The following is a 19,925-nucleotide window of genomic DNA, read 5'->3' as shown; positions in this document are numbered from 1 at the left end:
CAGTATTTGCCTGACGGGGATACTTTGGTATGATTCTGCCACAATTTTCCAGGGTCACTGAATGGCAGTCTCTGGGCAGTGCATTCTATTGACTGCCCCGGTAATGACAGTTTGTGACCGTTTCGCGTGCGGTGCCCAGGCCGAGTTGCTATTAGCCAGAGACCGGGTGGCGGCACGCATTGTTTTGAGGTAGATCCCATGAAGCCGGAAATCCATCCGAATTACGAAGAAATCGAAGTTACCTGTTCCTGCGGTAACAAGATCAAGACTCGCTCTACTCTGTGCAAAGATCTGCACATTGAAGTTTGTTCAAAGTGCCACCCATTCTACACCGGCACTCAGAAAGTGATGGACACTGGCGGTCGTATCGAGCGCTTCACCAAGCGTTTTGGCAAGGTAGGTGCTCGCAAGTAAGCATTTGCATGCTTGCTTTTAGCCGGACAGCCACGAATCAGAAACAGTCGTAAGCTACAGAACAGTCATGAACTTGGAATAGTGTGAGTTGAAAATACCGCTATGCTTGTTCGGAGAATGATTCTAAAGGTAGTATGATGAGCTTTTCTGACTTTGCTGGCTGTGCAAAAAAGGCGATTCGCATTTTTGCGGGCGCCTTTTTTTGTGTTTGGCAGTTTTGCCTGATCTCCCCCGCATTTGCCATTGAGACCTGCACTCAGAGTGGCCCTTCAGAAACTGTAAAGTGGGATTATATTGTTGACGGCGATTCATTGTGGTTGAAGGATGGTCGTAAAATTCGTTTCCCCTCCATCAATACACCTGAAATAGCCTATGAAAAAAAGCCGTCAGAACCCTTCGGAGATGAAGCCTCTCTGGCCCTCAAAAAGTTGCTGTCAGGAACGCAAAAAATCAGGATTCAGGTCGTTGGAAAAGACCATTATGGTCGAGTACTTGCCCATCCCTTTTTAATGGATGGTCGATCCATTGAGTCACTGCTCATTGAAAAAGGCCTGGGTTACCAACTCTTTTCTGAGGAGCTTGATACTTATCGGCAATGTCTGAAGCGGCAGGAAGCCGAAGCAAGAAAAGAGAAAGCAGGTGTTTGGTCAAAAAATCCTGTTCTGGATATCAAGGACAACGGGTTGAAACCGGGTTTCAGAGTACTCAGGGGCAAAGTCGTTGAGGTTGCGAGTTCCAAAAAGAGTGATTTCTTATGGGTGGAAATGGATGGCCCAGTGGTTATTCGTGTGCCCAAGTTTTCTGTAGATGCAGGGTGGCTAAAAGGTCTGGCAGGTCAGCGTATTGAATTCAGAGGCTGGCTGGTGGATCGCGAGGAAAAAAATAAAGGAGGACGTCGTTACAAGCGTTGGATGGTAGGTATTTACAGTCGAGATGGCGTCCAAAAACTGGAATAGTGTTCTGATGAGCATCACTTGATAGTCTGTGCTCTTTCTGTGAAAGGTATTCTGCTCATAGTTAAGGGTGGCACAAAATGTTTTGCCTGCGCTACAGACATTTCGTTACTGAGCATTAATTTGGGTATCCGGTCTGTAGATATACTTTTCTGGTCTACCGAATCCTTGTTCGACAAAGAGTGATCCTATATTCTCCACACTTAAGACCTCATATTTTCATTAGGATTAAAGTACAAGGATATGAAGCAAGCCGCCCTGGATTACCATGCTCAGCCTAAACCCGGAAAGATCTCGATTGAACTGACCAAGCCGGCGGAGACTGCCAAGGATCTGTCTCTGGCCTATAGCCCGGGCGTCGCAGAGCCAGTGCGTGAAATCGCTGCTGACTCTGAAAATGCCTACAAATACACCATGAAAGGTAATCTGGTCGCAGTGATCAGTAACGGTACTGCGATTCTTGGTCTGGGTAATCTTGGCGCGCTGGCCAGTAAGCCTGTGATGGAAGGCAAGGCTCTGCTGTTCAAACGTTTCGCCGGAATAGATTCCATTGATCTGGAAGTGGACTGCCAAAGTCCTCAGGATTTCATTGATACAGTCAGGCGGGTTGCCTGCAGTTTTGGTGGTATTAACCTTGAGGATATCAAGGCACCAGAGTGTTTTGAAATCGAGCGTCGTCTGATTGAAGAGTGCGATATTCCTATCTTCCATGATGATCAGCATGGTACTGCAATCGTTACTGCGGCAGGTATGTTGAATGCTCTTGAGATTGCCGGCAAGAAGATCGAAGAAGCCCGTCTGGTGTGTCTCGGAGCTGGTTCTGCAGCCATCTCTTGCGTCAAGTTGTTGATCAGCTGTGGCATGAATCCAGCCAATATTTTTATGCTGGACAGTAAAGGCGTTATCCACACAGGGCGTGATGACCTTAACCAGTATAAGGCTTTGTTCGCGGTTGAGACCGATTGCCGTAATCTGGACGATGCAATTAGTGGGGCTGATGCTTTTCTGGGTCTGTCTGGGCCAAACCTTTTGTCTAAGGAACAGCTGGCAAAAATGGCTGAGAATCCTATTGTGTTTGCCTGTGCCAATCCTGATCCTGAAATTCGTCCAGAGCTGGCCAAAGAAGTGCGCTCTGATGTCATTATGGCAACAGGCAGGTCTGACTATCCGAACCAGGTTAATAACGTTCTCGGCTTCCCATTCATCTTTCGTGGTGCTCTGGATGTTCGAGCCAGTCGCATCAATGAAGAGATGAAAGTAGCCGCTGTTCAGGCAATTCGTGAATTGGCCAAGGAGGCAGTTGTCCAGGAGGTTGTCGATGCCTACGAGGGGGCTGAGCTAATCTTTGGTCCGGAATATATTATTCCCAAACCGACTGATCCTCGTTTGCTGGGCTCTGTATCTGCCGCAGTGGCAAAAGCTGCAGTGGATTCTGGTGTAGCTCGTCAGCCTTATCCTGCTCATTATCCTTTGAGGTCTCTGGAGGATATTTAGACCAGAGATTCAGTCGTCATAAAAAAAGCCCTCCCTGATTTCAGGCGAGGGCTTTTTTTGCTAAGTAAGCTTCTGCACCTGACTGAGTGCTAGAACAAATCCTCTGGTTTGAGTGAGCCGCTTTCTTCCAGTAAGGGAAGGCTTCCCTCACTAAAACTCTTGGGAGTATTTTCTTTCCTGAACAGTTCGAAAATAGCTTCAGGATCGCCTTGTTTTGCCAGTTGCCCTGTTTTCGAATTAATTCGAACCGTTTCTATGCCTCCTGGCTGGGGCAGGCGTCTTACCGGTTGGTCTGCCAGAGCAGTTTTCATGTAACTGATCCAGATGGGTAGAGCGGCATTAGCTCCAAACTCCCACCGGCCCAGAGTGGAGAAGTTATCCTTGCCGACCCAGACACTGGTAAGCACATCGGGGTTAAATCCGACAAACCAGGCATCCTTGCTTTCATTTGTGGTGCCTGTTTTACCGCCAATATCGTGACGTTCAAGGACTCTTGCTCTTTTACCGGTGCCTTTCCAGATGACATCGCGCATGATGTCATTGAGGATATAGTTGACTCGGCTGTCCATAACAGACTCAGCTTCATTGACAATGTTCAGGGAGGCCGTAGGTTCGTCTCCCGTCAAGGGTGTTGAGGTTTCAGTTACTTGCTCTGAAACAAATCCCTCCTCAGGCGTCCCTACCTTACGACAGTCCCGACAGACAATAACCGGGTTGGCCTCGAATACTGTGTCATCCAGAACATCGACTTTCTGAATCAGGTAGGGCGTGACTTTGTAACCGCCATTGGCAATCGTAGCGTAGCCTGTGGTCAATTCCAGCGGTGTCATGGAAACGTTACCCAATGCCAGAGAGAGGTTTCGGGTCAGGGTCTCTTCAGGCAATCCCAGCTTCATCAGGAAGTTCACAGTTCGCTTAACACCAATTTGCCTGAGGATCCGAATCGAGACCAGGTTCCGTGAGCGATAGAGGCCTTCTCTGAGCCGCGTTGGGCCGTTGAACTTCATATTGTCATTATTCGGGCGCCAGACGCCTTCAAGTCCCTGATCAGCAAAAACAACGGGAGCATCATTGATGATGGTAGCGGCGGTCAGTCCCTTATTAAGAGCGGCCATGTAGATAAAAGGTTTGAAAGCCGACCCCGCTTGACGGACGGCCTGAGTGGCACGGTTATACATACTGTCGAAGAAATTAAAGCCGCCCACCAGAGCGAGAATAGCCCCATTTTCCGGATTCATGGAAATCAGAGAAGATTGCGCCGTGGGTTCCTGGCTCAGACGGAAGCGGCCGTCTGGCATTTTTCTTACCCAAATCAGATCACCTGGCTTCAGAATGTCAGACGCCTGTTTGGGATTGTAGCCATAGGCATTAACATTGATAAAAGGCTTTGCCCATTTGAGATTGTCCCAGTCAATGAGATCGGTCTTATCCTCTTTCATCAGGATTGTTACCGATTGATCTGCTACGGTGGTGACCACAGCTGGTATAAGGACACCGGTAGAATGGGTTTCTTTCAGGGTCTTTTTCCAGAGAGCCGTTGTATCTTTTTCCTGTTGAACAATGGGCTTACCATTGTCGACCTCATTCAGGTTGCTAACAGGTCCCCGGTATCCATGTCTCTCTGTATACGCAAAAAGACCATTGGCAACGGCTTCGTTAGCTGACCTTTGTAAGATACTGTCAACAGTGGTGTAAACCTTGAAACCTTCCGTGTAGGTTTCCGGGCCAAACCTCTCAATCATTTCCTGACGAACCATCTCGGCGATGTAGGGAGCTTGCAGTTCGATCTTGGGACCGTGGTAACTAGCCGTCACTGGAGCCTTAAAAGCCTCTTCATAATCAGCCTGGTTGATATAACCCAGATCATACATCCTGCCTAGAATCCAGTTTCTGCGAATCCGTGAACGTTCGGGATCATTGATCGGGTTATAACGGGAAGGAGCCTTGGGCAGGCCCGCGATCATGGCCCACTGAGCCAGATCGAGTTCATCGATCGATTTACCGTAATAAACTTGTGCCGCAGCCTCTACTCCGTAGGCGCGGTTACCCAGATAAATTTTATTAAGATAGAGTTCAAAAATTTCATCTTTGGTCAGTTGCTGTTCAATCTGGATAGCCAGCAGAATCTCGTTGAACTTTCTGGAGAAGACCCGTTCATGACTCAGGAAAAAGTTTTTGGCCACCTGCATGGTGATCGTGCTGCCTCCTGACTGGATTCGACCGGTTGAAGCCAGCTGCACAGCAGCTCGCATCAGACCCATGATATCGACGCCGGGGTGGTGGTAGAAACGGTCATCTTCAGCTGCCATGAAAGCTTTAATCAGGGGGTCAGGGGCGTCAGCGAAGTGAATGGGTGTGCGACGCATTTCGCCAAACTCTGCGATCAGTTTTTCGTCCTTTGAAAAGACACGCAGAGGCGTCTGCAGATGAGTATCACGCAGGGTGTCAACTGAGGGCAGCGAAGGGCTCAGATAGAGATAGGCGCTGGCTGCTATCAGGGTGATGCCGCTGACGGCTGCCAGGCCGCTCCAGAGCAGAAATTTTAAAATTTTTACCGATCGATTCATGCTTGGCTGATGTCCAGTTCTGGCTTGGGGAGGCTGACCGGGAATAGACAGTCTCCTGGCAGTTACAGGAGGGTCATTATAAAGGGAAATGTTCAATTTCCCTAGAATCCGGATCGTTAGTTAATGTAATGTTCGGTTTTATATTCGTTTATCGCGAGAATGATTCTCTATCCAGAGAGGGTTGAAGGGCGTTTTTAGCTCATGACTGTTTCAGCTCAGGGCTGTGCCGGTTGGACGATGTGTTCTGTCATCGATATCGGATAGTTATCGATACGGTTTGGGCAAAGTGGGTAAATCAACAGGCTTTGTCTTGGGTATATTGATTAAAAAGCAGCCACGGGAAGGTGCATAGCGTGATCTGTTTGAAATAAAGTGGATTCGAAAGGTTCCTTTCGTTGCGCATTTGAACGGACTGTTATTAAATAAAAATATAGGGAATTTTTATAACTAAAGCCGCCATGAGAGACAAACGTCAGGGTGTTGATGTCGATCAAACTGACGTTTCGTGGTGAAAAAAGCAGGAATCGTGTCTGTGTTTGGGCTGTTTAATAATAAAACAAGTGCTGTCCTTGGAGTGGATATCAGTTCGACCTCAGTGAAGGTGCTGGAACTGAGTCGTGGCAGTAAGGGCTACCGAATAGAAGCCTACGGTGAAGAACCTTTGCCACCCGGAACTGTGGTTGAAAATGTCATTCAGGAGCCTGAGGCCGTCGGTGATGCTATCAGGAGAGCTGTTTCCCGCAGTCGCAGTAGTGTGAAAAATGCTGCAGTGGCTGTTTCCGGTTCAGCTGTTATCACCAAGACCATCGAAATGGATTCCTCTCTCAGTGATGAAGAGATGGAAACACAAATCACCGTAGAAGCCGATCAGTATATTCCGTACGCATTAGACGAAGTAGCTATTGATTTTGAAGTCCTTGGGTTGAAGGAAAATAACCCTGAGCGGGCTGAGGTGCTTCTCGCTGCCTGTCGTCGTGATAATGTTGAAATGCGTGAAGAGGCTCTTGGACTTGGTGGTCTCAAAGCCAAAGTGGTGGATGTCGAGGCATTTGCCATGGAAAGAGTCTACGAACTGGTCAGTGATATGCTGGAGCTTCCAGAGGAAGATCCGGTGGTTGCTATTGTTGACATTGGTGCCAGCAGTACTTCGATCAGTGTGTTGAGTAATGGTCAGACTATTTACACCCGCGAACAATTGTTTGGTGGTCGACAGCTTACTGATGAGATTCAGCGACGCTATGGCCTAAGCCCTGAAGAAGCAGAAAAGTCCAAACGTGAAGGGGGGCTTTCAGACGATTTTGAACCTGAAGTTCTGGAGCCTTTCAAAGAGGCGGTTGTGCAGCAGGTTTCACGATCCTTGCAGTTTTTCTATTCCTCCAGTCAATACAATGATGTGGATGCCATTCTTATGGCCGGAGGGACATCTTCTATTCCAGGACTGGCTGCTCTGGTTCAGGACAAACTTGGAACACAGGCATTGCTGGCCAATCCGTTTGCCAGAATGGCGCTCTCTCCAAAAGTGGATGCCAGTAAATTAACCGGCAGCGCTCCGGCTTTGATAATCGCCTGTGGATTAGCCATGAGGAGTTTTGACTAATGGCAAGGATTAACCTTCTCCCCTGGCGTGAACAACTTCGGGAAGAGCGCAAAAAACGCTTTATCGCCGCTTGGCTGATGACCATATTGGCCGGTGGCGCGATGATTTTCATGGCAGATATTTACACCGGAAATGCCATCAGTCACCAGCAAAACAGGAATCAGTACCTTCAGAATAAAATTGTTGAACTCGACAAGAGTATTGCTGAAATCAAAGGCCTCAGGGAGAAGCGAACCCAGCTTCTGGAGCGCATGGAGGTCATACAGAATTTACAGGGTAACCGCCCTATCATTGTTCGGGTGTTTGATCAGCTGGCTCGACTGATTCCTGACGGGGTGCACTTCAAGAGCCTCCAGTTTCAGGGAGACACTCTCAAGCTGGTGGGTGTCGCTGAGTCGAATAATCGTATTTCCAGCTTGATGCGTAATTTTGATTCCTCTGAGTGGTTTTCCGATCCCAATCTGACCGCTGTACGTAAGGTGACCCTTGGCGGAGAACGGATGAATGAATTTGATCTGACTGTGATTCGAACATCGCCTGAGAAAGAAGCCGGAGACGAATCATGAGTTTCGCAGATTCTTTAAAAAAACTGAATGAGCTGGATCTGGCAGAACTGGATCTGGAAAATGTCGGTGGCTGGCCATTGCCGGTCAGGGTTGTTGCCTGCGTACTGACCCTCGGGCTGGTGCTTTTTTTGGGTTATCAATTGCACTTAAGTAATCTTCAGAAAACTTACGACACTGTCATTTCAAAAGAGAAAGAGTTAAAAGATCAATTCAGAATCAAGGCTTTCCAGTCTGCGAATCTCGATGCTTACCGGCTTCAGATGGAACAGATGGAGGCTTCCTTTGGTGCTCTGGTTAAACAGTTACCGAGCGACACTGAAGTGCCCGGATTATTGGAAGATATTACTTTCACCGGTCGTGGTGCTGGTCTGACGTTTGAGACCATCAAGTTGCAGCCTGAAAAAGCCACAGAGTTTTATATTGAGCTTCCAATCAGTATCTCAGTCGGTGGTAACTACCATGATATTGGCAATTTTGTCAGTGGAGTGGCCAGTCTGTCACGAATTGTGACGCTTCATGACTTTTCTATCACGCCGGAAAAAAATGGGCAGATGCTGAAAATGGAGATTCTGGCCAGAACTTATCGCTACAACGACAGGGAGTCTCAGTAATGAAGTATTTACAAAGACTTCTGATTGTCTGTGCCGGAGGTGCGTTGTTGGGTTGTTCCGGAAACAGTGGTTTCAGTGATCTTGACCAGTATATGGCTGAGATGAAATCCAGGCCTTCCGGAAGAATTGAACCGCTGCCGACCTTTACTCCCTACGAGGCATTTACTTACAGTGCTTCTGGTTTAAGAAGTCCCTTTGAGCCGCCGGTCAAGTTGCAAGCCTCTGACCGGGCACTCAGCAGTAATGTCAAACCTGACAATGGTCGTGCCAGACAGTACCTGGAGCAGTTCGATATCGAAACCTTTGCTCTGGTGGGGTCTATCAGCAACGACGATGGGCTTTGGGGTTTGATCCGTGGTGACGACGGCATCCACCGTGTCAGGGTGGGTGATTATCTGGGTAAAAACCACGGTCGAATCACTTACATCGACGACAGTGAACTGCGAATTATCGAAATAGTGCCTGCGGGCTCTGACGTCTGGATTGAAAGACCCAGAAGTATGAGGCTGGATCTTGGCCAACCCTGATCGTTAAACATATGTTTGCAAGGACAGTCCGATCAGTTTCGAAATGGATTTCCCGCTTTGCCGTGCATACCTCACAGATCACGTCTTTTTTTGACGTGGAGACACAAGGTGTGGCTCTCGTTACAGTGCCTGTTGAAATACTTGCTGTAATGAGAGTTCCCATGGCTGATATGACAAGGTAGGCGACATCGCTGCAGGAAACTGGATTTTTCTGATGTCATGCCGATTAGAACAACAATTCTAAAATGCTAAGTGGGTTCACTAGATGAATAATAAGCCCGTGTTGAAAGCCAGCGCAGTACGAATGCTGCTGTATATAGTGTTGGCGTGGTTGCCGCTTTCTGTCTGGGGTGTAACACTCAAGAAAATGGATGCTGGCACCTTGCCGGGTGATATCGTAGAGCTGCGGCTGATGTTCGACGGCCCTGCACCTGAGGCAAAGGGTTACACGATAGAGCAGCCTCCCAGGATTTCTTTGGATCTACCGTTCACCCGCAGTGATCTGCCCAAATATAATGAAGTTGGCTTTCAGAACACAGAGAGTGTCACCGTGCTTGAGGCTGGAGGCAGAACCCGGCTCGTTGTTAATTTGAAAACAGCTGCCGGTTTTACCACTAAAGCGGACGGTAATGTTCTCTACGTTTATGTGGGCGCAGAAGGTTCTGATACCCGTTCAGTTCTTCCAACAGTAGCCAGTTCTGGTGCGCCTCTGGCTGATCCTGCCAGCCAGGGTATTACCCATATTGATTTCCAGAGGGGGGAGGAAGGAGAGGGTAATGTTGTTATTTCGCTCGCAGATCCTAACATTCCAATGGATATGAATGAGTTGGGTGGTCGCATTCGTCTGGAGTTTCAGGGGAATGTTCTGCCAGGCAGGTTACGCAACCGTCTGGACGTCATTGATTTCGCTACTCCCGTAAAATTCATTGATGCCAAGGTCGAAGACGGGAATGCAGTGGTTGTTATCGAGCCCAAGGGTGATTATAGCTACCTTGCTTATCAGGCAGATAACACACTGACAGTCAGTGTTAAGCCGGTATCCGATAAAGATTATGGTCGTGACCGGAAAGGTCTGGCCTATAAGGGAGACAAACTGTCCCTCAATTTTCAGGATATCGAAGTGCGTGCTGTTCTTCAGTTGATTGCTGACTTTACTGATCTGAATCTGGTGGCCTCAGATACGGTCAGCGGTAATGTGACACTGCGTCTGCAGAATGTGCCCTGGGATCAGGCTCTGGATATCGTTCTCAAATCAAAAGGTCTGGACAAGCGACTTGAAGGTAATGTCCTGACTGTGGCTCCAGCCGAAGAGATTGCAGCCAGGGAACGTCAGCAACTGGAGAATGACAAGCAGATTCGTGAGTTGGCGCCTGTTTACACCGATCTGATTCAGATCAATTACGCTGATGCACAAGAGATTGCGACGGTTCTTGCCGGTGAAGGGGAAGAGACCACTCTGCTGACTGAGCGTGGTTCGGTTCAGGTTGTGGCTCGTACTAACAGTCTTCTGGTTAAGGATACTCAGGAGAAGCTGGATGAGCTGCGAGCTCTGATTCAACGTCTGGATATCCCTGTCAGACAGGTGATGATTGAGGCGAGGATTGTCAATATGGACTCCGACTATGTGCGTGATCTGGGGGTAAAGTGGGGAGGCGCGACAGACTTTGATCGTTCAGCCAATCGGGATGTAGCTATCGGTGGTCAGGGGACTCAGGCGACTATCGTCGATGGTGTGCCAACTGTCCAGTTGCCAGACAACGCTCCCTTTGTTGATTTTGGCGTGACTGGAGCAAACGCCGCAACGTTGGCGATTGGTTTTGCAACCAACAGTACTCTGCTGAACCTTGAGCTTTCAGCCATTCTGTCAGATGGTGGTGGTGAAACGGTTTCTCAGCCAAAAGTGATAACCGCTGACAAGACCAAAGCAGTGATCAAGTCAGGTAAGGAAATTCCTTACGAAGAGAAAACATCCAGTGGTGCGACCTCTGTAGCTTTCAAGGATGCCGTGCTGTCTCTCGAAGTGACTCCGCAGATCACGCCTGAGGGCAGTATTATTATGGATGTGACGGTTACCAATGACTCTCAGGGTGCTGATGCGCCTAATGGTGTTCCTACCATTAATAAGAATGAAGTGAATACCCAGGTGCTGGTCAGAGATGGTGAAACAATTGTTCTGGGTGGAGTATTTACCAGGGAGAAAAAGAAAGGGACAGTTAAGGTGCCAATGTTGGGCGATATTCCTTATGTTGGAAGATTGTTTAGAAAAGATACCTATTCAGATGACAAGGCCGAATTGATGATCTTCATTACACCTCGAGTGGTCAGCGATAATATTACCCTGCGTTAATTCCCGCATCCCGGTAGGTTCAGACCTTCCGGGATCTCTTCCAAAAAAATGCCCTATAATGGAATCCGCACTGATAGAGGAATCTTGTTATGGATGGCCGCTCCAATCACCTTTACGAATTTGACTATTACCAGTGGGTGCAGCAGCAGAAAAAACTGCTGGAAAACCGTCAGTTTGATCGGCTTGACCTGGATAATCTCATTGAGGAAGTTGAGGGTATGGGTAAGAGTGAGCCAAGGTCGCTGGAGTCTCATCTGGTGGTTTTGCTGCAGCACCTACTGAAGTACCAGTATCAGACTTATATCCTGAATCCTCAGATGCCCGAACCTAAAGTGTTTAGATCATGGTTTGGGAGTATCCGCAATGCCAGGGATGATGCTGGCAAAGTATTGCTTGCCAACCCGTCGCTGAGGCCAAGGCTGGATGGATTGTTTCTCTCGGCATACAAAGAAGGCAAGAAGCGGGCAATACGAGAGATGAATGACTATCTTCCGAAACAAAAGTGGCTGACTGAGGATAGTTATCCGGAGTGTTGCCCCTGGTCGTTTGAAGAGATCATGACAGAAGATTGGCTGCCTTGAGTTGATCTCTGTATTTATCTAACAAAAAACGGGAGTGAAAGCTCCCGTTTTTTGTTGTCAGCATGACTCAGGATGCGCTAGGCTCAGCCTCACATGCAGGCAGGAAGTCAGGCTAACAAAGACAATGCCATTGAGAAATATTTATCTGGTAGGCCCTATGGGGGCCGGTAAAAGTACGATCGGGCGGATGTTGGCCAAGGAACTGGGGCTGCCATTTTTCGATTCAGATCATGAGGTTGAGGCACGCAGTGGTGCTGAGATTCCCTGGATTTTTGATGTTGAGGGCGAAGAGGGCTTTCGGCAGCGTGAAATACAGGTAATACGGGATCTCTGTTCCAGACAGGGTATTGTTCTTGCCACAGGTGGTGGGGCTGTGACCAGACTGGAAAATCGCCAGCAGCTGGGTACCAGCGGAGTGGTTGTCTTTCTCAAGGCATCAGTAGCAGCGCAATTGATCAGAACCGAGAAAGACAAGAAAAGGCCTCTGTTGCAAAGGCCTGATCGAGAGCAAGTGCTGACTCAACTGTTGAGTGACAGAGCGCCGCTCTATTCCAGTATTGCCGATATCGAGCTGGATACAGAGTTGCTATCACCCAAAGCACTGATCAGTGAAATCATCCGAACCGTTGGCAAGTTGCCATAAGCCAGGAAGAAGCCTTCGGATCATTTAATTGATGGAAGGTTTTTTAGAAAAAGAGAGAGACGTTTGATGGAAGAGTCGAACATCCTTGAACTGAATGTGGATCTGGGTGAGAGAAGTTATCCCATTTTTATCGGTTCAGGCCTTTATGCGGGTGCTGCCAGACCTCAGTTGCTCCAGCCCTATATCAAAGGACAGCAAGTAGCTGTTGTCACTAACGAAACCATTGCTCCCCTCTATCTGGATAGGGTGCGCAATCTGCTTGATGGCTTTGACCTGACAGAAGTCATTCTTCCTGATGGAGAAGCGTTCAAGAACCTTGCTACCCTTGAGAGAGTGTTTGATGGCTTGCTTGAAGCTCGTCATACCCGCAAAACCACATTGATCGCTCTGGGTGGTGGTGTGGTGGGTGATATCACAGGTTTTGCTGCCGCCGCCTACCAGCGCGGTGTTGATTTTATTCAGATTCCAACCACTCTGCTGTCCCAGGTAGATTCTTCTGTTGGCGGGAAAACCGGTGTCAATCATTCTTTGGGCAAAAATATGATTGGCGCTTTCCATCAACCCAATGTTGTCCTGATTGATACTGACTCTTTGAATACACTTCCAGAGCGTGAGTTTTCTGCTGGCGTTGCCGAAGTGATCAAGTACGGTCTGATCTGTGATGACTCCTTCTATCAGTGGCTGCAGGCAAATATTGAACGAATCATGGCAAGGGATCGGGAGGCGCTGACTTACGCGATCCACCGTTCGTGTTCTGACAAAGCACAGGTAGTGGCAAAGGATGAAAAAGAGTCCGGGCTCAGAGCTATTTTAAATCTGGGTCATACCTTTGGTCATGCCATTGAAACACATACTGGCTATGGCGAATGGTTGCATGGGGAGGCCGTTGCTGTCGGTATGGTGATGGCTGCTGAGCTCTCTTGCCGACTGGGTTGGATTGCCAGAGCAGAAGTACAGGAGGTTGTGGCTATTCTCAAGGCAGCAAATCTGCCTGTAGAGCCTCCTGAGGGTATGTCACCCGATCGCTTTGTTGAACTGATGTCCGTCGATAAGAAAGTGCTGAATGGAAAATTGAGGCTGGTGCTTTTAGAGCAGATTGGTAAAGCCATTGTGACAGAACAGTTTGACCGGGGTGTGCTTGATAAGATGCTGAGTGAGGTGTGCAGGATATAGAGCTTATTGCTTATTGTTCTTTTTATGTATTTGTGATTGAGGGGTTGGCTGTGTAAAATGGTTGGCCCCTTGTCTTTTGTGGCGAGGTTAAACGTCTGCAACTTCGACCTATTTTTCATGAAGTAGTAGTTAAGGGTATACTCTTTTTTTTGTACTCTTTTTTGAATTAAAATCCATAAAAATGAATTAATATTCTTTGGGTGTGGTTACCTCCCCGCAGCAAAGCCGTTCTGGCTCGAGCCAGGAATGCAGCCAGCATCACAGTATGAAGACCGCAGGGGGTGGGAGAGCTGCATTTTTATAGAATAAGCGCCTTGGCAAAACGAGAACAATGATCGTCTGGAAGCCTGGTCGGTAACAGAACATTCCGGCTTCCAGAGTGACAGAAGTTTCAAGGTATATAATAACTTACGATGAGAGAGTGCTTATGAAAGCAGGTCTGTATAATCCCGGGGAGTTCAGGGATAACTGTGGTTTCGGGCTTATAGCACACATGGAAGGAGAGAAAAGTCATAATCTCCTGACAACCGCGATAGAAGCGCTTACCTGCATGACGCACCGGGGTGGTATTGCCGCAGATGGAAAAACAGGCGATGGTTGTGGTTTATTAATTCAGACGCCTGACACCTTTTTCCGCACTGTTGTTAAAGAGCAACTGGGTAAAGATCTTCCAGCCAGCTACGCTGTGGGGATGCTATTCCTGAGCCAGGATGAAGCGGTAGCTGATCATGCCAGAAAAACACTTGAAGCCGAGCTGGAAAAGAAAAAACTGGTAGTGATTGGATGGCGAAAAGTACCCGTCAATAGTGACTGTCTCGGCCCTATTGCCTTAGATCAGCTACCCGTTATTGAACAGGTGTTTGTAGGGTATCAGGGTGAGTTGGAAGAAGAAGAGTTTTCAGCCCGCCTTTATATGGCACGGCGCTTCACCAACATGGCACTTGAGCAGGATCAAGACTTTTATATCTGCTCCCTGTCGACTCAGGTAGTGACCTACAAAGGTCTGATGATGCCCGTAGATCTGGCTAACTTTTATCAGGATCTGGGTGATACCAGGTTCGAAACTGCGATCTGCGTATTCCATCAGCGCTTCTCTACGAATACCATGCCTCGCTGGAAGCTGGCCCAGCCTTTCCGTCTACTGGCTCATAATGGTGAAATTAACACCATCACCGGTAACAGAAACTGGTCACAGGCTCGTCGAAACAAATTCAAATCAGAGTTGCTGCCTGATCTGGATCAGATCTATCCCCTGGTCAACCGAACCGGATCCGATTCGTCAAGCCTCGACAACATGCTTGAAATTCTGGTAACCGGCGGCGTTGACCTTTATCGGGCTATCCGAATGCTGGTTCCACCTGCCTGGCAGAATGTTGATACCATGGATCCTGGCCTCAGGGCTTTTTATGAATACAACTCCATGCACATGGAACCCTGGGATGGTCCTGCAGGTCTGGTTATTACCGACGGTCGTCGTGCGGTTTGTGCACTGGATCGTAATGGTTTGCGTCCTTCTCGCTGGGTCATTACGAAAAACGGGTTTCTGACCGTTGCTTCTGAAGTGGGGGTTTACGATTACCAGCCTGAAGATGTTGTGGCAAAAGGTCGTGTTGGTCCGGGTGAAGTTTTGGCCATTGATGTTGAGTCAGGTGAATTGCATCAGGCCCACGATATCGATGAGCAGCTGAAGACTCGACAGCCCTACAAAAAGTGGTTGAAGCAAAACTCTTATCGTATCCGTTCCCGTTTCAGGGATGAAGATCACAAGATCGAGCACCTGGATTCAGAGCTGCTGAAGGTTCATCAGAAGATGTTCTCGGTCAGCTTTGAAGAGCGTGATCAGGTGATTCGTCCCCTGGCTGAGAGTGGGCAGGAAGCTGTAGGCTCAATGGGTGACGATACACCAATGGCGGTTTTGTCAGGTCGTGTGCGTTCTGTGTATGACTTTTTCAGGCAGCAGTTTGCCCAGGTTACCAACCCACCTATCGATCCTTTGCGTGAAGCAATAGTGATGTCCCTGGAAACCTGCCTGGGACGTGAGAAAAATATATTCGAAGAGACGCCAGAGCATGCGAGCCGTGTGGTACTCAAATCGCCAGTGCTGTCGACAACCAAATTCCTGAATCTGATCAATGCTCATCATCAGCATGATGATCTTGATGTGCTTTACATCGACATCAATTACAAGCCTGAAGAAGGCTTAAGGTCCGCCATTGAGCGTATTTGTGATGAGGCAGAGCAGGCTGTGAGAGACGGCAAGGCTCTGATTCATCTGAGTGATCGTAATATCAGTGATAACAAGCTGCCGGTGCATGCAGCCATGGCTACCGGTGCTGTTCATCACAGACTGATTGATACGGGCCTGCGTTCCGATGCCAATATTCTGGTAGAAACGGCAACAGCCAGAGATTCTCATCAGTTTGCGGTACTGCTGGGCTTTGGTGCTACGGCGATTTATCCCTATTTGTCCTATGAAATTATTCATGACCAGATTCGCACCGGGGAGATTCTCGCAGACCCACTGGATGCCTACAAAGCTTACCGCAAGGGTATCGATAAAGGTCTTTTGAAGATTCTTTCCAAGATGGGAATCTCCACCATTGCTTCCTATCGTGCTGCGCAGCTGTTCGAAGCCATTGGTCTGTCTTCTGAAGTGGTTGACCTCTGTTTCAAAGGGGTTCAGAGCCGTATTGAAGGCGCCGGCTTTGAAGCTATTCAGCAAGATCAACAGTTGCTCTCAGGGACTGCCTGGAAGAAGAGAAAGCCCATTCAGCAAGGTGGTCTGCTTAAATACGTGCATGACAGTGAGTATCACGCATTCAATCCTGATGTCGTTCAGCAACTTCAAAAAGCCGTCTCTACGGGTGATTATGAAGAGTTTCGTCGTTACTCCAAACTGGTCAACGAAAGACCGGTTGCCACCCTGCGTGATCTGATGGGCCTCAAAACTGCCGATCAGGCTCTGGCTATCGATGAAGTTGAACCAGCTGCAGACATTCTCAAGCGATTCGACTCCGCTGCTATGAGTCTTGGTGCTCTGTCTCCGGAAGCCCATGAAGCCCTGGCTGAAGCGATGAACCGTCTGGGTGGTCGTTCTAACTCGGGAGAAGGGGGTGAGGATGAAGCGCGCTTTGGCACTAACCGGGTTTCCAAAATAAAGCAGATTGCTTCTGGTCGTTTTGGTGTAACGCCCCATTATCTAGTTAATGCGGATGTCTTGCAGATTAAAGTGGCGCAGGGAGCCAAGCCGGGTGAAGGGGGGCAGCTGCCGGGTGGCAAGGTGAACAAACTGATTGCCAGACTGCGTTATTCAGTACCCGGTGTGACACTGATTTCACCTCCACCGCACCATGATATTTATTCGATTGAAGATCTGGCTCAGCTGATCTTTGACTTGAAGCAGGTGAACCCGGATGCGCTGGTCTCCGTAAAACTTGTATCAGAGCCAGGTGTTGGTACCATCGCTGCCGGTGTTGCCAAGGCTTATGCTGACCTGATTACCATCTCGGGCTACGACGGTGGTACTGCTGCTAGTCCGCTGACGTCTATCAGGTATGCCGGTTCTCCCTGGGAACTGGGTCTGACAGAGGCTCATCAGGCACTTAGAGCAAACGATTTGCGTGGAAAGGTCCGTCTTCAGACAGATGGTGGTATCAAAACAGGTCTGGATGTGGTTAAAGCGGCCATTCTGGGTGCTGAAAGTTATGGTTTTGGTACAACGCCCATGGTTGCAATGGGTTGTAAGTACCTGAGAATCTGCCATCTGAATAACTGTGCAACCGGTGTTGCAACCCAGGACCAGCATCTCAGGGAAAATCATTTCATCGGTACAGTTGAGATGATCATGAACTTCTTCACTTTTGTGGCTGAAGAAGTGCGTGAATGGCTGTCAGTGCTGGGTGCTAAAAGCCTTGAAGATGTTATTGGTCGTACAGAGTTGCTGGAGCTGCTTCCCGGTGACACTGACAAGCAAAAAGGCCTCGATCTGACGCCGATTGTCCGCAACGATCTGATTCCTGAAGATAAGCCCCATATCTGTCAGGTTGAACGTAACCCTTCTTTCGACAAGGGTGAGCTGGCAGAGGTTATGGTTGAAGCCTGTCTGCCAGCCATCGAAAGTGGTGAAGGAGGTGAGTTTGAGTTCACGGTGAGCAACTGTGACCGCTCAATCGGTGCAAGATTGTCGGGTGAGATTGCCAAACGTCATGGTAATCAGGGTATGGCAGACAGTCCGGTCAAGCTGAATCTGAAAGGTACCGCTGGACAGAGCTTTGGAGTCTGGAATGCCGGTGGCCTGGATATGCGTCTGGAAGGAGATGCCAACGACTATGTGGGTAAAGGGATGACAGGCGGTAACCTGATTATCCGTCCGCCCCGGGGAAGTGCTTTCAATTCTAATGAAACCTCTATCATTGGTAACACTTCTCTTTATGGTGCCACCGGTGGTCGCCTGCTGGCCGCCGGCCGTGCCGGTGAACGTCTTGCTGTGCGGAACTCTGGTGCTACCGCTATTGTCGAAGGTGCCGGGGATCACTGTTGTGAGTACATGACAGGTGGTCTGGTCGTTGTATTGGGCGAAACAGGTCATAACTTTGGCGCCGGTATGACTGGTGGCTTTGCCTACGTATTGGATCTGAAGCGCAACTTTGTTGATCGCTACAATCACGAACTGGTGGATATTCACCGAATTGATACCGAATCCATGGAAGATTATCAGTCTCATCTGATGGGTCTTCTGGATGAATATGTAAAAGAGACAGGCAGTGAATGGGGGCGTGAACTTCAGGAGGAGTTTTACGACTATCGGGGTCGTTTCTGGCTGGTGAAGCCAAAGGCGGCCAGTTTGGACTCATTGCTGGCGAGTACACGCGGGCGTCCTGAGTAGGGCACCTGCAACCGCTTGCAAGGAAAGTCTTTAGAACAGCCGTGTGCGTTGCAGCCCTGAGCTAATAATAGGCTGCAGCAGTGGCAGCGCCACGAGCGTTATAAAAACAATCAGCGAATGAGGTCAAATCCATGTCACAATTTAACAATCGACTTAACAATCATTTTCAATTTGTCGAAGTAGGCAGAGAAGATCCGGAAAAAAAGGCTCTTCAGGTTCGCAAGAATGACTTTGTAGAGATCTATGAGTCCTACAGTGAAAAACAGGCCAAGCAGCAATCTCACCGCTGCCTTTCCTGCGGTAACCCTTATTGTGAATGGAAGTGCCCTGTTCACAACTATATTCCGGATTGGCTGAAGCTGGTTTCAGAAGGTAACTTGTTTGAAGCCGCTGAGCTTTCCCATCAGACCAACAGTTTGCCGGAAGTCTGTGGTCGTGTATGTCCCCAGGATCGACTCTGTGAGGGCGCCTGTACCCTGAATGACGGATTCGGTGCTGTAACTATTGGCGCAACTGAAAAATATATTACCGATACAGCGCTGGCTCTGGGCTGGCGCCCGGATATGTCCAAGGTGGTGTGGACCGATAAAAAAGTGGCCGTGATCGGTGCCGGTCCTGCGGGTCTGGGTTGTGCAGACGTGCTGGTCAGAAATGGTGTAAAACCTGTTGTATTTGATAAGAACCCGGAAATTGGCGGCTTGCTGACGTTTGGTATTCCTGAATTCAAGCTTGAGAAATCAGTGATGTCACGTCGTCGTGAAGTGTTTACCGAAATGGGCGTCGAATTCAGACTGAATACTGAAATCGGTAAAGATGTCCTGATGGACGATCTGATGGCAGAGTACGATGCCGTATTTATGGGTATGGGTACCTACACTTACATGAAGGGTGGGTTTCCGGGCGAAGATCTTCCCGGTGTTCATGATGCTCTGCCTTTCCTCATTTCCAGCGTGAATCGTAATCTGGGCTTTGAAAAGAAGGCATCTGATTTCATAGGCATGAAAGGAAAACGTGTTGTGGTTCTCGGTGGTGGTGACACTGCGATGGACTGTAACCGTAGTTCCATCCGTCAGGGCGCTGAGTCAGTCACATGTGCTTACCGTCGTGACGAGGAGAATATGCCCGGCTCCCGTCGTGAAGTGGCCAATGCCAGGCAGGAAGGTGTCAAGTTCCTGTTTAATCGTCAGCCCGTTGAAATTGTCGGCAATGGAAAGGTAGAAGGTGTCAAGGTCATCACCACCAAACTGGGTGAGCCTGACGAGCAGGGACGTCGTCGGCCTGAGCCGGTTCCGGGCAGTGAGGAAATACTGGCAGCCGATGCGGTACTGATTGCTTTTGGATTCCGTCCAAGTCCTGCTGACTGGTTTGAGTCCCACTCTATCAAGTTGAACGAGTGGGGAGGTGTTGTAGCGCCAGAGCAGTCCAGCTACAAGTTCCAGACTTCCAATCCTAAAATTTTTGCAGGTGGAGATATGGTCCGCGGCTCTGACCTGGTGGTTACCGCGATCTGGGAAGGCCGTCAGGCGGCTGAAGGGATCATGGACTATCTCGATGTCTGAGCTTGAAG

The 19,925-nt window shown here is 48.8% G+C and carries 14 protein-coding genes; 13 read left to right on the top strand and 1 reads right to left on the bottom strand.

Features of this window, described 5'->3' with window-relative positions:
• Positions 1-198: 198 nt before the first annotated feature.
• The 3 genes from rpmE (at position 199) to ACOJUN_RS01455 (ending at position 2,861) form a co-directional block, all read left to right on the top strand.
• Complete coding sequence (gene rpmE, locus ACOJUN_RS01465) at positions 199-414, top strand: 50S ribosomal protein L31 (protein WP_257279891.1); 216 nt, start codon at positions 199-201, stop codon at positions 412-414.
• A 134-nt stretch (positions 415-548) separates the two neighbouring features.
• Positions 549-1,370, top strand: coding sequence for a thermonuclease family protein (locus ACOJUN_RS01460; RefSeq protein WP_422134908.1), 822 nt, complete (start codon positions 549-551; stop codon positions 1,368-1,370).
• Between the two features lie 240 nt (positions 1,371-1,610).
• Positions 1,611-2,861, top strand: coding sequence for a malic enzyme-like NAD(P)-binding protein (locus ACOJUN_RS01455; protein ID WP_422134907.1), 1,251 nt, complete (start codon positions 1,611-1,613; stop codon positions 2,859-2,861).
• A gap of 89 nt (positions 2,862-2,950) precedes the next feature.
• Here ACOJUN_RS01455 and ACOJUN_RS01450 read toward each other — a convergent pair whose 3' ends face one another.
• Positions 2,951-5,428, bottom strand: coding sequence for a penicillin-binding protein 1A (locus tag ACOJUN_RS01450; protein WP_422134906.1), 2,478 nt, complete (start codon positions 5,426-5,428; stop codon positions 2,951-2,953).
• Between the two features lie 532 nt (positions 5,429-5,960).
• On the opposite strand from ACOJUN_RS01450, the gene ACOJUN_RS01445 reads away from it, so the two are divergent.
• The 10 genes from ACOJUN_RS01445 to ACOJUN_RS01400 all read left to right on the top strand — a co-directional run bounded on the left by ACOJUN_RS01445 (position 5,961) and on the right by ACOJUN_RS01400 (position 19,917).
• The gene (locus ACOJUN_RS01445; protein ID WP_422134905.1) at positions 5,961-7,025 is read left to right on the top strand and encodes a pilus assembly protein PilM; all 1,065 of its coding nucleotides are present in this window, start codon (positions 5,961-5,963) and stop codon (positions 7,023-7,025) included.
• Positions 7,025-7,591, top strand: coding sequence for a PilN domain-containing protein (locus ACOJUN_RS01440; protein ID WP_422134904.1), 567 nt, complete (start codon positions 7,025-7,027; stop codon positions 7,589-7,591). The genes ACOJUN_RS01445 and ACOJUN_RS01440 overlap by 1 nt, the downstream gene beginning before the upstream one ends.
• Positions 7,588-8,202 (top strand): type 4a pilus biogenesis protein PilO, encoded by a 615-nt coding sequence (locus tag ACOJUN_RS01435; RefSeq protein ID WP_422134903.1) that lies wholly within the window; start codon positions 7,588-7,590, stop codon positions 8,200-8,202. Before ACOJUN_RS01440 ends, ACOJUN_RS01435 begins: the two co-directional genes overlap by 4 nt.
• Positions 8,202-8,729, top strand: coding sequence for a pilus assembly protein PilP (locus ACOJUN_RS01430; RefSeq protein WP_422134902.1), 528 nt, complete (start codon positions 8,202-8,204; stop codon positions 8,727-8,729). Before ACOJUN_RS01435 ends, ACOJUN_RS01430 begins: the two co-directional genes overlap by 1 nt.
• Positions 8,730-8,994: 265 nt before the next feature.
• Positions 8,995-11,076 carry a type IV pilus secretin PilQ gene (locus ACOJUN_RS01425; RefSeq protein WP_422134901.1) on the top strand — a complete coding sequence of 694 codons (2,082 nt, stop codon included), beginning with the start codon at positions 8,995-8,997 and terminating at the stop codon, positions 11,074-11,076.
• Between the two features lie 89 nt (positions 11,077-11,165).
• Positions 11,166-11,657, top strand: coding sequence for a DUF29 domain-containing protein (locus ACOJUN_RS01420; protein WP_422134900.1), 492 nt, complete (start codon positions 11,166-11,168; stop codon positions 11,655-11,657).
• 124 nt (positions 11,658-11,781) lie between these two features.
• Positions 11,782-12,300, top strand: a complete 519-nt coding sequence (gene aroK, locus ACOJUN_RS01415) for a shikimate kinase AroK (protein ID WP_422134899.1) — start codon at positions 11,782-11,784, stop codon at positions 12,298-12,300.
• Positions 12,301-12,366: 66 nt separating this feature from the next.
• Complete coding sequence (gene aroB, locus ACOJUN_RS01410) at positions 12,367-13,473, top strand: 3-dehydroquinate synthase (protein ID WP_422134898.1); 1,107 nt, start codon at positions 12,367-12,369, stop codon at positions 13,471-13,473.
• A gap of 427 nt (positions 13,474-13,900) precedes the next feature.
• The gene (gltB, locus tag ACOJUN_RS01405) at positions 13,901-18,358 is read left to right on the top strand and encodes a glutamate synthase large subunit (protein WP_422134897.1); all 4,458 of its coding nucleotides are present in this window, start codon (positions 13,901-13,903) and stop codon (positions 18,356-18,358) included.
• Between the two features lie 131 nt (positions 18,359-18,489).
• Positions 18,490-19,917, top strand: a complete 1,428-nt coding sequence (locus ACOJUN_RS01400; RefSeq protein ID WP_422134896.1) for an FAD-dependent oxidoreductase — start codon at positions 18,490-18,492, stop codon at positions 19,915-19,917.
• Positions 19,918-19,925 lie beyond the last annotated feature (8 nt).

This window comes from Endozoicomonas sp. ALD040, assembly GCF_049275945.1.
Classification (GTDB): Bacteria; Pseudomonadota; Gammaproteobacteria; order Pseudomonadales; family Endozoicomonadaceae; genus Endozoicomonas_A.
The sequence above is the reverse complement of the archived record's forward strand: the minus strand, read 5'-3'. Positions and strand labels throughout refer to the sequence as shown.